Below are 15,565 nucleotides of genomic sequence, written 5' to 3' on the forward strand. Positions count from 1 at the left end.
CAAAAACCAGCTGAGCAAAAGCCTGCTGAAGAAGCAAAATCTTTAAGCGAGTTCGAACAACGTGTTGTTGAATTAACAAACGCTGAGCGTGCAAAACAAGGCTTACCAGCACTAAAAATCGATACTGAATTAAGCAAAGTAGCACGTATTAAGTCTGAAGACATGCAAAAAAACAACTACTTTGATCATAACAGCCCTACATACGGGTCTCCGTTTGACATGATGAAGAAATTTGGTATTTCTTATACATCTGCAGGTGAAAACATCGCTCAAGGCCAACGTACACCTGAAGAAGTAGTACAAGCTTGGATGAACAGCGCTGGACACCGTGCAAACATCTTAAATAACGGCTTCACTCACATCGGTGTTGGTTATGTAGAAAGCGGCAACTACTGGACACAACAATTTATTACAAAGTAAATAGATTAAAAGAGTCTTCTCATAATGAGAAGACTCTTTTTTAAGTTTCATAGCTTTCTATTATGTATGAATAGAAAATATATAACATAAATAGCATAGATCCACAGCTTATTACACTAAGCAATACATAAAATCCCCACTCTAATTTCAAAAACAATGAAAACAATATACTACATGCCATCACTTGAAAAATCCGTCTACTTACTAAACGAATTTTTTGTAATTTAATTGGGTCTTTTTCTTTACCTTTTATTTTCTTAAATTCTTTACTCAGCATAAAAAGAAACATACTAATCCCAATCGTTAATCCTGTTTGAAAGAATATCAAATCCCCAAAATTAATAAAGAGGATAAGCATATGAATAAACAACATAAATAACGTAATTTTCTTTATAAATCCATCTATAATACAATGCTCTCTTTCATTAAACTTAAATATATTATGTGAAATAATATACAAAAATCCATATGAAAAAATAATAAAACAAGGAATAAATGCTACAACAACTTGTTTACTCATAAACTCGTTTGGCTCACCATTTACATTCCAATGTACTGCCATACGATTTGGTAAATAGGGATAGAGACATAGAGTAAGTAAAAGACAAGCGAAAAACATTCCAAGTACATACTTATATTTGATCAAGTAATTCTCACCTCTCTTTTCTCTTAACGGCTTCGCCTCTTTTAGAGAAATCCCTGCAAAAATCTACTTTTTTCAAATTAAAACTTATACTTTACGCATTTTCTTTTTGAAATTCTTTTATTTTATTATTTAACTTTGTAGGAAACGGCACATCAACTTCAATCGCTTCTTTCGTAATTGGATGCAAGAAATTTATCTTCATCGCATGTAATGCTTGACTGGACATATATTTTGTTTGTCCACCATATAATACATCCCCAACTAGCGGATTACCATTATGGCTCATATGAACACGGATTTGATGCGTTCTACCCGTTTCTAATTGTAACGTTACGAAAGTCGTGTTTTGCTTCTTAAAATACTTTTCTACTTTATAATATGTGATAGCTTGGTCACCTTTTGGAGAAATACGACGCCTTGTAGCATGATGGCGATCCCTTCCGATAGCAGCATCAATCGTTCCTTGTTTCTTCTTTACTTTCCCTTCAACGAGCGCTGCGTACGTCCTTTTAATTTTTCTTTCCATTAATAAACGATCCATAATTGCACCAGCAATTCTATGCTTAGCAAATACGACACCACCTGTCGTATCTTTATCTAAACGATGAATATGACGCACCTTCGTCTCTAAACCTTGCATTTGAAAATGAAAAGCAACAAGATTTGCAAGCGTCCCGGTTCCACCTTTTTCAGCAGGATGTGTGTCCATTTTCTCTGGTTTATTTACGATGAGTACGTGATCATCTTCGTATACTACATGTAATTCACCATATTCTGGATCTACACCGTACTCTTCCCCCGCAAACATATGAACTTGTAACTTATCGTTCTCTTTTAAAAGCTCATTCCATCTTCTTTGTTCCCCGTTAACCGTAACACCTTTTTCCATACGAAGCTGATGCAATAGCTTTTTCGGTATTTCCCATTCTACTTTTAATACCGATTCAATACTTATACCATTCCATTTAGCTGGAACGGTAATTTCACACCATTCGCCCTTTTTCTTTGTTTCCATACTGTTTATCACCTTATTTCTATTGATTCTCTCATTGTAACGGAAAACACACTTTGGTGCACCGTCAAAAATAGAGGACAGTCTTATAATAGACTGCCCCTCAAGCTCTAAGCCTTTTCATTTCTAACAATACTTCTTCAGCTTTTTGTTCATACGATAAATCTTTAAAGAAATCCGCCAACCTTTTATAGTCATTGTAAGCATCTAATAAATCGTCCATCCTTTCTATTTTCATCACTTGTTGTTTTTGTTTCATTTTTACTGGATAACGATAACCTGATACTTCTTGTATTTTATAATACTCATCCTCTACTTGAACGACCTTTACAAGTTCTTCCTCCTCTGCATCCATCGTATACCCGTCAAATTCTCTAAGTAGTTCATAAATGATATGAGTCCATTCATCTTTTGGATAAAATCCCTTTTCTAACCGATAACCGACAATGCGATACATATGCCCATCGTTTTCTGCAAACTGTACTGTATCATTTAACTTAAACTTAAAATAACGAAACATTGCCTTCACCTACTTGTATGTAATGTTCTTATCACATACTATTTGCAAAATGTAGGCCTTGCTATTCATAAAAAAATGCTCATCAATATGATGAGCATTTTTTACGATGATTTTTCTCGTTTTTTTCGAAATGGTAACCACCAATTCCAGTCTCCAAATAACTTCATTAAGCTTGGAACGAGCATAAGACGAATAATTGTTGCATCAAGAAATATTGCTAATGCAACGCCAAGCCCCATCTGCTTTACTGGTAAAATATCAGTAAATGCGAATGCACCAGTTACAACAATCATTATTAAAGCAGCTGATGTAATGATTCTACTTGTTGAAACGAGCCCTTCTAACGTTGCTTGATCATTATCGCCTGTTTCTTCATAGAGCTCATGAATACGTGAAATAAGAAATACTTCATAATCCATACTAAGCCCAAATACGAGACCAAAAATGAAGATTGGTAAGACAAACAGAACCGGACTCGCTTCTAAACCGAAATGACCACCTTCAAATAACCAAACAACAATTCCAATGGTTGCACTTAAACTAAGTATATTCATAATAATTGCCTTAATTGGAATGAGTATAGATCGGAATGCAAATAATAATATAACAAAGGTCGATCCAAATATAACAGACATACCAATTACGACTTTATCTTTAATTTCATCTTCTAATTCTTGTTGAAACGTCGTCATTCCGCCTAGATAATACGTAACATCCGTTTCTTTATAGTTCTTTTTAAAGTCACGCACCCACTGTTTTGCAGTCTCTGTACGTGGTTTTGTTTTCAAAAAGACTTCTATCGTCGTCTTATTCCCTTTCGTGTATGCTTCAAATACAGGAGTTAGTTTTGCTGCTTCTGGCGACTGCAATATTCCAGCAACTTGATCTGCTTTCATTCCAATTAACCCGTCGTATAAACTTCTTACTTCATGTACTTTCTTATCATCTTTTAACTTTTGAACGACTTCTTCTATCTTTTGTAGACTTTCTTTTTCTTTCATATCTTTTTTCGTCTCTACAACTAACGTAACATCAGCGTGTGTTTTGACAGTTTTATTAAATGCTTCTTCATACTTTTCATATGCAATCCTTGTATCACTCTTTTCAGGTAAAGCTTCAACACTAGGGAACTGCAAATTAGCTGTACGTAACGGTAATAAGCAAATAACAATAAATGTTGTAACAACAACAATCATTACAATTGGATGTTTCATCACAAATTGTGCAAATTTACGCCATGCTTTTGCCGGCGTATGTGCTACTTGATTCTTTTTTAATATTCTTTTACCTATTAACGATAATAGCGCTGGAAGAAGTGTGAGTGAGAATAAAATACTCATAATCACAACAATCATTCCGCTAATTGCGACAGATTGAATATAATCTATCTTAAAGAAAAACAAACCGGATAACCCAACAAATACGCATAATCCTGAAAATACAATTGCACGTCCTGCCGTCTGATATGTAATTGCTATCGCTTCTTTTACCGTTCGTTTAGCAACTTCCTCTCGAAAACGGTTCACAAATAATAGCGCAAAATCAATAGATAGTGCAAGTCCAATCATCGGTGCAACGTTTAACACGAAAATAGATAGCTCTTTATCCACACCGATGAAATACAATATACCCATCGTGCTAATAACACTAAGCGCCCCATTCAAAATCGGTAAAATTGATGCCAAAAGGCTACCAAACGAAAATAGCAATACAAGAAACGCAATTGGTAATCCAATCATTTCTGCTACTTTTAAATCATTTTGCGTTCTTTCATTAATCTCTTGATTAATTTTTGGAAATCCTGTAGGTGTTACTTTTAATGCTGCATTACTTTCTTTCTCAATCTCATCAGCAAATTGTAAAGTCTTTTCCATTCTTTCTTTATTTGTTTTCCCGGAAAATAAAATTGTCGCATAACCGATATCATCTTGTAACATTTCTTTATTTTGGATTGGGTGATGGAAAGATTCATATTTCTCTTTCTCTTGAACATTCTTTACAATTTCATCTATTCGCTTTTTAAATTCCTCATGTGAAGCATCTTTATTTTTCTCAAAAACGAGTAGCAGCGTATCTTGAGATTTCTTAAAATCTTTATCTAAAATTTCTTTTGTTTTTTGATAGTCTCCTTCCGTTTGGAAACCGTCACCACCTAATACTCCCGGTAGCTTTGGAGCAAAAATCCCAAGTGCGATTGCAAGCAACAGTAACGCTACAATTACTGTATAACGAAATTGATACAAAAAAGCTCCTAACTTCCCCCACTTATCAACTTTATGAACATTTGTCTTCACACATTTTCACCTACTTTAAATAATTCAATTGTCACTTATACTGTATCATATCTTTATACAAACAAAAAACGCCTAGGAACACTATAATGATAGTTTTCCAGGCGTTTTTTCTATCTCTCTTTATTAAGTCCCAATCTCTCAGTAAGTAAACGATGGTAGTAAATCGCGATAATTAACAAAATACCACCTACGCAATAACCAGCTAAAATATCAGTTGGGTAATGTACATTTAAAATGACTCTACTTAATCCAATCGATAAGATTACTATCCCCATCAAAATCGTTATGACACATTTCCCAGCTACGCTTTTCAAATTAGCCGCAATGATATAAGCAAGAAATCCAAATGTCATAATCGATAGCATTGCATGTCCACTAGGAAAACTATATCCAAGTGCATCTAGCGCTTCATTTAATGAAGGACGTTCTCTCTTTACAATCTCTTTTATCCCTTTATTCACAAGATGTGTTATTAAAATTCCCATTGGATACACAATCATCGCAGCATAATAACGCTTCTTCCAAAAAACAAGCAAACTTATAACGAGCGTAGCGACTATCCCAATTGCTGATCCCAATTTTGTAAAGTACGAGAAAAATGTAAGGGAACTTTCCGTTTGTAGCCCTTTTACTAATCCGCGGACATATGTATCCATCACTGTAACGCCACCTGCATGTACGCGCCAAGCAACAATACTAAATACAGCAAATAATAAACCGATACACATTACCTCATACTGATGTAACTTCTTCTTCAAACGATTTCCTCCTACTATGAAAAAATGCGATTTCTACTTTAGAAACCGCATTTTCTTACTTATTTACCTTTTGTTTTTAGCTCTGTCCAGTAACGATCATAGTCTTTTAACTTATCGTCTACATCAACAAGCCATTCTGTACGATCTAACTCTTCTTTCGTTAAGAAAATCATGTGATTATCACGGTATTCTTTACTATGAAGAGGATGAGCTTTTTCATTTGGATTACTGTAACCAATTGACTCGTAGTTTTTCACACTTACTTTTTCATCAAGTAAGTAGTTCATAAACTTCTCAGCAAGCTCTTTATGTTTTGCACCTTTCGGAATTGCTAACGTATCAGCCCAAATTGTGCCACCTTCTTTTGGTACAACGTATTCTACATCTTTATTATCTTTTGCGATAAATGCTGCATCTCCAGACCAAACTGTTCCGATCCAAGCATCTTCTGTAATGAATTTTTGTTTAATGTTATCTGTATCAAATGCTAATAAGTTTGGAAGCAGTTTCTTTAAATCATCTGCTGCTGTCTTTAACTCCGCATCTTCTTTCGTGCTGTTTGAGAACCCGTGCTTCTTAAGACCCACTCCTAATACTTCACGAGAATCGTTTAGTAACGTTACATGTCCTTTATATTTCTCATTCCATAAGTCAGCCCAGCTTGTAGGTGCTTCTTTCACATACTTTTTATTGTATGCAATCCCTGTTACACCCCAAGTGTACACTAAAGAATATTTATTCTCTGGATCAAACGCAGGTGTTTTGAAATTAGAAACCATGTTCTCGATATTTGGGATATTCTTTTTATCTAACGGCGCTAATAAATCCATTTTTGCCATTGTTTTAACCATGTAATCAGATGGCTGAATTAAATCATACTTTGCGCCACCAGCTTGTAATTTCGCAAGCATTTCTTCGTTACTTGCGTACTTATCATAGTTAATTTTCACATTATATTTCTTTTCAAAATCTCTTAGCACTTGCTCATCAAAATTGTCAGCCCAGCTATAAATATTTAATTCTTCTTTCTTTTCACCACAACCAGCAAGTACACCAGCAACAAGGCTAAAGCTAATTGCTGCGCCAGCTATTCTTTTCATTAATTTCATCGGTTTATTACCTCCTCGTACTTTCTATATCGTTCGTATTATAAAGGAAGGTGTCCTCCAGAGTTTTCTTCACCATCTGCACCTTTGTTACGGAAGATTTCAGATAGAACCATTAATCCTACGATAGCAACAATTAAAATTGTAGAAAGAGCATTAATTTCTGGTGATACTCCGCGCTTAACCATACTGTAAATGTATAATGGCAATGTTGTTGATCCTGGTCCTGATACGAAGAAACTAATTACAAAATCATCAATTGATAATGTGAATGTTAATAATGCTGCTGAAATAACTCCCGGTGCAATTGCTGGGAACGTTACATAACGAAACGTTTGCCAAGGCGTTGCTCCTAAATCATTTGCAGCCTCTTCTAAGTCACGTCCCATGCTTGAAAGACGTGCAGCTAAAATAACAACAACAAACGAAATACTAAATGTAATATGTGCAATAATAATCGTTGTTTGTCCAAGTTCCATTCCTAGCTGACTGAAAAGAATTAGTAAAGATAATCCCATTAAAATATCAGGAATTAAAATTGGTAAATATACAAGGCCATTAATAGCCCCTTCGAAACGATATTTATAACGATGTAAAGCAATCGCAAAGAATACACCAAGTACCGTTGTCACAATCGTTGTTATAACTGCAATGGTAATACTATTTACAAATGCATCAATAACATCTTGTTTTTGAAATAAATCTGTATACCAATGGAATGTAAAACCTTCCCACTCCGCATTAATGCGAGAGTCGTTGAAAGAATAGACCATTAAAACCATCATTGGAAAATACAAGAATAACAAAATTAACCAAGAATAAGAAACTAAAAACTTCTTCATCTTTGCCTATTCCCCTCCGTTCTCATTATATTTATATACTTTCGTTGCACGATAATATAAGTAAATTAACAGAACAGAGAATAGAACAACGATAATCGATAACGCAGATCCAAACGGCCAGTCACGTGCACCTAAGAATTGGTTTTGAATAACGTTTCCGATTAATGCTACTTTCGATCCGCCCATCACGTCTGATACAACAAACATCCCGATAGAAGAAACGAATACTAAGATAGAACCAGTCGCAATTCCTGACATTGTCATCGGCACTGTTATATTCCAAAATGCCTTTATTGGTGTTGCTCCTAAATCATAAGCCGCTTCTAGCTTACGCTTATCCAGCTGCTCAATTGCTGCATACACTGGTAAAATCATAAATGGTAATAAAGAATAGACCATTCCGAGTATTACAGAAGGCGTATTATATAATAAATTTAACGGTTCACTAATAATGCCGAGTTTTAATAACAACGTATTCACAAGACCTTGTGAACGTAAAATAACAATCCATGCGTATGAACGAACAAGAAAGTTAATCCAAAACGGGATCGTTGCCAATAATAAAAGAATAGAACGATATTTGCGGTCAACAATTGTAATTGTATACGCAAATGGATAACCAATTAATAAACATATTACTGTCGTAATAACTGCAATCTTAACAGTTTCCCATAACGTTCCTAAGTACAATGGATCAAACACACGGGATATATTCTCCAGCGTAAATTGCATTTCTACTGTCCCGTAAGCTCCGCGCTGCATGAAGGCGAATCCTAATACGAATACGAGCGGGATTAGGAAGAAAATTAACAGCCACGCGACTGTAGGTAGTGCGAGTAATTTCCCTTTTTTCAATTTAAGGTCACCTCGTCCTCTTGCTCCCAGCCTACATATACATTATCTCCAATGCTCCACTGCGCTGCCTCTTCAGCAGTTTGATATGCCATTAGTAATTCTGATGTTTTCTCATCACGTACATAAAGCTTCTCCATATTTCCGACAAACTCGATATCTTCAATATGTCCAAGATGGTATTCTTTTAAAATTGGTTCTTCAACCGAACGCACTTTCACATTTTCAGGGCGAATTGCTACATAGCCTTCCCCATTTTTCACAATATTATTTTCACCGATGAATGTCGCAACGAACAATGTTTTCGGCTTATTATAAATTTCTTTCGGCGTTCCAATTTGTTCGATATGCCCTTTATTCATAACGACGATACGATCGCTCATGCTCATTGCTTCTTCTTGATCGTGCGTTACGTATATGAACGTAATTCCTAAATTACGTTGTAAGTTTTTCAATTCACGTTGCAAGTCTTTTCGTAACTTAAAGTCAAGCGCTCCAAGTGGCTCATCTAATAGTAATACACGCGGATTATTTACAATCGCTCTTGCAATTGCAACACGCTGCTGTTGTCCACCAGAAAGCTTCGCAGGTTTACGATTACGGAACTCAAGTAACTGCGTTAAACGCATTGCCTCTTCAGCACGCTCTTTCTGCTCTGCTGCTGATACTTTCTGCATTTTCATACCAAAACAAATATTCTTCTCTACTGTCATATGTGGGAATAGTGCGTAATGTTGGAACACTAGGTTCATATGACGCTTATATGGCGGCAAATCGTTAATTCTTTCATCATCTAATAAAAGATTCCCTTTAGTTGGAGTTTCAAATCCTGCGATCATACGAAGTAAAGTCGTTTTCCCGCAGCCACTCGGCCCTAAAATTGTTAAAAACTCTCCCTCTTTAATATCTAAAGAAAGAGGTGGGATAATCACTTGATTTCCAAAATGTTTTTCAACTGCTTCAACTTTAATAATCTTTTTCATTTTCCCGTCCTATCTACCTTAAATTTTAATTTTTATATTCATGAATAAATATTTATGTTCTATAGACTATTTTTTGTTTCGTTCCAAACAAAAATGGTTATTTAGCAAGCGTTCGTTTCTATTCTTTATGTAGTATGTTTGATTCATTTTCGCATGATACATAACGTCGAACAGAAAAACCCCTTCCATTGCGAAGGGGCTATTATCATACGGCTACGCCTACTGATAAACACCATCATCATTTTAACAACTTTCGTATGAATTTTAAAGCACTTTTTGTAGAAGAGTAACGAATTTTCATGTCGAATGCTGTAGATTGGGCTAAAATGCTTTTATAATGTGAAAAAGTCCGAAAACTTTCTTCCCCATGATAACCCCCTAATCCACTACTTCCAACACCCCCAAAAGGTAAATATGGCGTAGCAAGATGGTAGACAACATCATTAATACAGCCTCCACCATATGAAATATTACTCGTCACTTTCTTTTGTACTTCTTTATCTTCAGAAAATACATATAACGCTAACGGCTTCGGATGTTGCTGGATTGTGCCAATTACCTCTTCTATATTGTCGTACTCTATGATTGGTAAAATCGGACCAAAAATTTCATCTTCCATAACAGCATCTTGCCATGTAATATCCGCTAGTACTGTCGGTTCAATATGTAATGTATCTTTCTTATAGTTTCCACCAATTACGACTTGACCATCTTGTAAAAATCGACATAAGCGTTCAAAGTGACGCTCACTTACAATACGCACGTAATTTTCATTTTGCAAAGGTTCTTTACTATACTGCTCTATAATTTCATGTCGCAGTGCCTCAACTAGCTTTTCTTTCACGGAAGAATGCACGTACATATAATCAGGCGCTACACATGTCTGCCCTGCATTTAAAAACTTACCCCAAACAATTCTTCTTGCTGTCACCTCTATCTTTGCATCTTTATGTACAATACAAGGACTTTTCCCGCCAAGTTCTAAAGTGAGCGGCGTCAACTGTTTCGCTGCTGCTTCCATTACAACTTTTCCAACGCCAACACTACCAGTAAAGAAAATATAATCAAACGGTTCCCTCAGCAAAGATGTACTCTCTTCAACGCCGCCTTCTACTACCGCTACAAGCTCTTCTGGGAATAATTCATCTAACATTCTCTTAAGCACTTTTGAAACGCTTGGTGTTAACTCTGACGGCTTTAAAATGATTGTATTTCCAGCTGCCAGTGCTCCTACAAGTGGTGCAATTGCTAATTGAAAAGGATAGTTCCACGGTGCAATAATAAGCGTCACACCATACGGTTCTGGCACTACTTTTCCTTTTGATCCAAAATGAGTGAGTGCCGTTCGAACTCGCTTCGGTTTACTCCACGATGACATATGTTTCAATTGAAAGGAAATTTCTTTTAATACATATCCAACTTCCGTTGTAAACGACTCGTGAACTGACTTATTTAAATCTAATTTCAACGCCTGAAATATTTCTTCTTCAAAATGCTGAATGCCTTCATAAAGTTTCTTCAAATTATTTTTTCTTATTTTGATGCTTCTCGTATGCCCTTTTAAAAAATATTCCTTTTGCCTACTTACAATAGAGGAAATACTCATTCACTCACCTTCTCCCACTATTTTTATCCAATTCTTTCATTATTTATATAGACTTCATATATAACAAATTTCTATTCTTAAAGTTACATTATATATGACTTTTTCAGCTATATAAAATTCATTGCTCACAAAAAAACTACCGAAAGAAAATCTCTCGGTAGTTTTACTGTATTAACGATATAAACGAACAGCACCTGCAGAATTATCATCAGCTTGTCCTACTACTTCAAACTTCAGACCAAGCTTCGGTAAAATACGTCCTGCATCTGGAATCTGTTGGTTAATATACGTTTTCGAATCATCAAACTTCGCTACACCCGCTAAGCCATCATACGTAAATGTTCCACGCGTTGGAGATACAACTTTCCAAGCTGGCGTTTTGTCGAATGAGAACGCAGCATCAGCGATTTGGAATCGTGTACTGCTCTTAACTGTTGGTTTACCATTTAAAGTACCAACAATTGCTTCTGGATGAGAATCAACAACACCAAGGAAACCGTGTCCTGGATGTACACCAACCCAGTTATCTGTATAAGCTGAATCTGCATACCATACAACCATACCAGTGTTAAATACTGGACCGCGAGCAAATTTCAACGCGTTATCTGCCCCAGCATAGTTTCTCCACTCAACATAGTAGTTATGTTTTTTCTTTTCTGTTCCGTTAGATACAACGAAACCATCTAATTTTAATTGTGGTGTACCTTCTGCATCATCAGAGAATACTACTTTACCATCTACTGTTAATGAAGCATTATCAAGAGCGAATCCATTTAATGCTAAACCACCATCAGTAATGTAATCAAATGTTAATTTTACTTTCTTGCCTTTGAATTGACTTAAATCATATGATTTGTCAATCCATTTTCCATTTGTCGAATCTGCATTTCCACTAGTTGCTTTCTCGCCAAGTCTTTCAATTAACGTTTGTTTACCATCTTCTGTTACAGCGTGTACTTCAAGGAAATCATAACCTGCTTCAATCTCATATAATGACTTGAAATCAAATTTTGCATTCGTTGCATTCGTTAAATCGAACAACGGTGTTTCCATCTTCGTATGAAGATCGTCACCTTTTGTGCTGTAATAATATTGTTTACCAAATGCTGGCTCAATTGTTTTAACATCTTTATCTGGTAAGTTAACACGGATCATACCTGGTCGATCTGATTTCGTAACACTTTGATCCAAATATGTCGCTAGACCGATACCTTTATTTAATTTCTCGTAATCTACTTCTACGATATTTGCCCAGTTACCACCAATTGTTTTTTGGAAAAACTCTTTATTTTGTGGTGAGAAACTCGTTGGCGTCGTTCCTGCGATTTTACCAGCCCAGCTTCCGCCACTCATAATAGACCAAGCTTCAATCGGCTCACCTTGACCACTATATTGTGTATCGTACTCATCTGGAAGACCTAAATCGTGACCATATTCATGTGCGAATACACCAACCGCTCCATCTTCTGGTTCAATTGTGTAGTCGAATGCTGCCATCTTTCCGCCCCAATATGGAACTTTCGCTTGTGTACCTTCAATTGGGAATGGCTTTGGTCCAACTGTCCAACGGTGCGACCAAATTGCATCATCGCCTAATTTACCACCGCCTGCTTCTTGTCCAACACCCGCATGAATAATCATTAAGTGATCGATTAAACCATCTGGTTGATTTTTATTTCCATCACCATTTACATCGTATTGATCAAATTGATCGAACTCTGATAAATCAATACCACTATCTACAGCTGCTTTTAATGCATCTTTTACTAAATCCCGTGGTCCTTTTGGTCCTTTATTATCATGACCTGTCGCACCATCTGCACCGTAATCAGCAGCTTTACCAGGAACTGTTAACCATTTTGTAACTGTTCCGTCTACTGTATAACTACCGCCAGATTGCTCTTCGTAATATTGTTTAAACGTTTCGATTTTGCTGCCATCCTCTAATGCGAATGGCTCATTACCGAATAACATTTTTTCATAATGTTCTTTATTAAAATCGTTAGAATACATATATCCAGGCTCTTTGTCGATATTATTATGTTTAAAGTCAGCGTACTCTACAAGTAAAACGAGTACTTTGTCTTTACGAACTTCACCGTTATAATCTTTTTGTTTTGCTGGAGAAGTTGGCACTTTACCATTTAGTCCGCCTTTAACTGGGCCTGACGCTGCAGGTGTCCCTGTTGCTGGTTCATTTAATTTTTCTTTCGTGTCTGCTTTCGCATCTTTTACTTTCTTTAAAAAGTCGGATGCATCTTTCGTAAGCTGGTCCCCATTTGCTGCTTCTTTTCCAGGATTTTCACCCTTTTTGTTCTCTACATACTTTTCGACTGCTTTCTTTGTTTCTGTCTCTGAAGCCTTCGAATCAATTACCCCACGTTTTTTTAGCGCATCTGCTAAACGTTCTTCCGGAATTAAATGATCATCAACTGGGCTCGTAGCTGTTTTATTGACAGGCGTTTCAGCATATGCAGATTGAGTGCCAGCTCCGAATGAAAGGCCTAATACAGCTGTCAAAGCGATTGATGACAAAACTTTGAACGGTTTCTTGTTCATCCCATATTTCCTCCCCTAATAAATAATATGTATTACAAATTGAATTTTATTAAAAATTCAATATTTTTTCAATATTTAGTCACATTATGTAATGTTTTTAATATATTTGTAAAAATTTCATAGTTAGCATACGAATATATCACAATTCAACAATGTTTTCTGAAAATATTGAAAGTTTTTATCGAACAATTTATAATTTCCATAGAGGGAGTTTAATGGGGATTTTATCTTTGTTTCATCTACACAATATTTGATAATTCACTATATAAAACACAAAATCCGATTGCATTATCATGTATTTTGTAGCAGCAATTATGACCGATAATTAGGGAGGAATTACATTTGTACAAAGATAAGACAGACGCACTGGATCAAGAATGGATTGATTTAATACTTGAAGCTCTAGATGCTGGTATCGCCATGCAAGACATCGAGCAATTTTTCCAACGTATGAAGCCATCCAGTCAGGCTCAATAGGTTTGTTCTTTTTAACGAAGTTTATGTTATAATAATGACATCATAAGACAACTACATATTGATAGAAAGGTGCGCAAATATGATTGGAGAACGTATAAAACGCCTTCGTTTACAAAAAGGGATTTCATTAACTGAACTTGCCGAAAAAGCTGGCGTTGCTAAATCTTACATTAGTTCTATAGAACGAAATTTACAAAAAAACCCTTCCATTCAGTTTCTTGAAAAGATCGCAGCAGTTCTACAAATTCCAGTTGATACTTTACTTCATGATGAAAAAACAAAGGAAACTAACCTAGACTCCGAATGGACACAACTCGTTAAAGATGCAATGAACTCCGGTGTCTCCAAAGAACAATTTCGTGAATTTCTTGAATTTACAAAGTGGAAGCAAAATCAAAAATAATAATAGAAAGAAGTGCGTACAACCAGCACTTCTTTTTCTTTATAAAAAAAAGCGGGGGATACCCGCCTTTTTTTATTATCTTTCTTCCCCAGCTTCTTGGTTAGCATTGAATGTCCATTCTAAATTCAATGTATCACCTTGGAAGATATTTTGGTCTTTTCCATTATCTACAAATTCAAATTGTACCCATAGATAGTCCTCTGTACCAGCTTCTAATCCACCTTTTTCTCCCCACTCAGGAGCGAAGATATCTTTAGCTAAAAGATCTGGATCAGCTTTTTGTAAGTCTGCTAAAGTTGTTTCGTATACAGGCTCACTTTGTTTATCCCAGTTCCAAAGGAATTTTACTTTAACGTGCTTACCAAAGTCTTCACCAGCATTATCACCTTTTGCATCTTTAACAGTATACTTTGTTGCTAATTTAACGTCTTTAATAGTTAACGAACCGCTGTTTTGTAATAAGAACTCTTTCTTAACAGAATCCCCTGGTTTTAAATCTTTAATATCTACAAGCGTCTTAGGGTTTAATGTAAGATCTAACGTCCCAGCTGCAAATGTATTGTTTGATACTTCTTTATCGCTAAAGAATGCAAATGTTCCTCCACCAATTAAAGATAACCCCAATGCCGCTGATGCAACTCCCATACCTAATTTCTTTTTCAGACTCACAATCAATTCCCCCTAGCTGTTTTTTATATTTTTATCACTTATTTTTCAATAAGTGATTTAAAGAAAACTATATTAGCTTAGCTAATATGTGTTCTTTTTTAAAAACCTTATGTTCATTATAACGAACGTTTCTATATAAACACAACACAAATTTATTAATATTTTCAGTTATTTTTATTTCTCAATATTATTTAGATTTTTCAGAAAATAAAACGTGATACTTTATACTAATTTATAACTTTTTTCACACTCAAATGCATTTAAAAAAGAAAAACAAAGAGGTGAGGGCTAACGTTCCCTCACACTCATATAAATATTACTAGTTTTGCTTATTCGTTCATTATCTCTTGCACCACATTCTTGTTTTCCAGCCGTTTCACTAAAGCAGTTACTCCGCTTTTTTCTGTTCTTCTGCTTT

Annotated in this window: 15 protein-coding genes; 3 read left to right on the forward strand and 12 right to left on the reverse strand. The window is 35.5% G+C overall.

The genetic code is table 11. From position 1 onward, the window contains the following. On the forward strand, positions 1-420 hold a 420-nt coding region (locus MR170_RS26620), incomplete at its 5' end, for a CAP domain-containing protein (protein WP_242310018.1). Positions 421-460: 40 nt separating this feature from the next. Here MR170_RS26620 and MR170_RS26625 read toward each other — a convergent pair. The 11 genes from MR170_RS26625 to inhA1 all read right to left on the reverse strand — a co-directional run bounded on the left by MR170_RS26625 (position 461) and on the right by inhA1 (position 13,598). Continuing rightward, complete coding sequence (locus tag MR170_RS26625) at positions 461-1,066, reverse strand: DUF1648 domain-containing protein (protein WP_242310021.1); 606 nt, start codon at positions 1,064-1,066, stop codon at positions 461-463. Between the two features lie 91 nt (positions 1,067-1,157). Beyond that, positions 1,158-2,081, reverse strand: coding sequence for an RluA family pseudouridine synthase (locus tag MR170_RS26630; RefSeq protein WP_048564842.1), 924 nt, complete (start codon positions 2,079-2,081; stop codon positions 1,158-1,160). 100 nt (positions 2,082-2,181) lie between these two features. Further along, on the reverse strand, positions 2,182-2,598 hold the full coding sequence (locus tag MR170_RS26635) for a hypothetical protein (RefSeq protein WP_000490302.1): 417 nt from the start codon (positions 2,596-2,598) through the stop codon (positions 2,182-2,184). Between the two features lie 101 nt (positions 2,599-2,699). After that, on the reverse strand, positions 2,700-4,892 hold the full coding sequence (locus tag MR170_RS26640) for an MMPL family transporter (protein WP_242310024.1): 2,193 nt from the start codon (positions 4,890-4,892) through the stop codon (positions 2,700-2,702). 110 nt (positions 4,893-5,002) lie between these two features. Next, a complete protein-coding gene (locus MR170_RS26645) occupies positions 5,003-5,650 on the reverse strand; it encodes a phosphatase PAP2 family protein (RefSeq protein WP_016082398.1) in 648 nt (215 codons plus the stop codon). Positions 5,651-5,709: 59 nt separating this feature from the next. Continuing rightward, positions 5,710-6,759 (reverse strand): spermidine/putrescine ABC transporter substrate-binding protein PotD, encoded by a 1,050-nt coding sequence (gene potD / locus MR170_RS26650; RefSeq protein WP_000772490.1) that lies wholly within the window; start codon positions 6,757-6,759, stop codon positions 5,710-5,712. A 38-nt stretch (positions 6,760-6,797) separates the two neighbouring features. After that, positions 6,798-7,598, reverse strand: a complete 801-nt coding sequence (potC, locus tag MR170_RS26655) for a spermidine/putrescine ABC transporter permease PotC (protein WP_000714192.1) — start codon at positions 7,596-7,598, stop codon at positions 6,798-6,800. Between the two features lie 6 nt (positions 7,599-7,604). Continuing rightward, positions 7,605-8,453, reverse strand: a complete 849-nt coding sequence (gene potB, locus MR170_RS26660; protein WP_000715500.1) for a spermidine/putrescine ABC transporter permease PotB — start codon at positions 8,451-8,453, stop codon at positions 7,605-7,607. After that, positions 8,450-9,433, reverse strand: coding sequence for a spermidine/putrescine ABC transporter ATP-binding protein PotA (gene potA / locus MR170_RS26665; RefSeq protein ID WP_000720333.1), 984 nt, complete (start codon positions 9,431-9,433; stop codon positions 8,450-8,452). Before potA ends, potB begins: the two co-directional genes overlap by 4 nt. Before the next feature lie 238 nt (positions 9,434-9,671). Further along, a complete protein-coding gene (locus MR170_RS26670; protein WP_242310026.1) occupies positions 9,672-11,039 on the reverse strand; it encodes an aldehyde dehydrogenase in 1,368 nt (455 codons plus the stop codon). Between the two features lie 171 nt (positions 11,040-11,210). After that, the gene (gene inhA1, locus MR170_RS26675) at positions 11,211-13,598 is read right to left on the reverse strand and encodes a M6 family metalloprotease immune inhibitor InhA1 (RefSeq protein WP_016082402.1); all 2,388 of its coding nucleotides are present in this window, start codon (positions 13,596-13,598) and stop codon (positions 11,211-11,213) included. A gap of 342 nt (positions 13,599-13,940) precedes the next feature. On the opposite strand from inhA1, the gene MR170_RS26680 reads away from it, so the two are divergent. Further along, positions 13,941-14,075: an anti-repressor SinI family protein gene (locus MR170_RS26680; protein WP_000276219.1), complete on the forward strand. Its 135-nt coding sequence runs from the start codon at positions 13,941-13,943 to the stop codon at positions 14,073-14,075. Positions 14,076-14,154: 79 nt separating this feature from the next. Next, entirely contained in the window at positions 14,155-14,478 is a 324-nt protein-coding gene (locus MR170_RS26685) for a helix-turn-helix domain-containing protein (RefSeq protein ID WP_000578866.1), read from the forward strand. A 75-nt stretch (positions 14,479-14,553) separates the two neighbouring features. Here MR170_RS26685 and calY read toward each other — a convergent pair whose 3' ends face one another. Continuing rightward, entirely contained in the window at positions 14,554-15,147 is a 594-nt protein-coding gene (gene calY / locus MR170_RS26690; protein WP_016082403.1) for a biofilm matrix protein CalY, read from the reverse strand. Positions 15,148-15,565 lie beyond the last annotated feature (418 nt).

The organism is Bacillus cereus group sp. BfR-BA-01524, from assembly GCF_022662595.1.
GTDB lineage: Bacteria > Bacillota > Bacilli > Bacillales > Bacillaceae_G > Bacillus_A > Bacillus_A thuringiensis_S.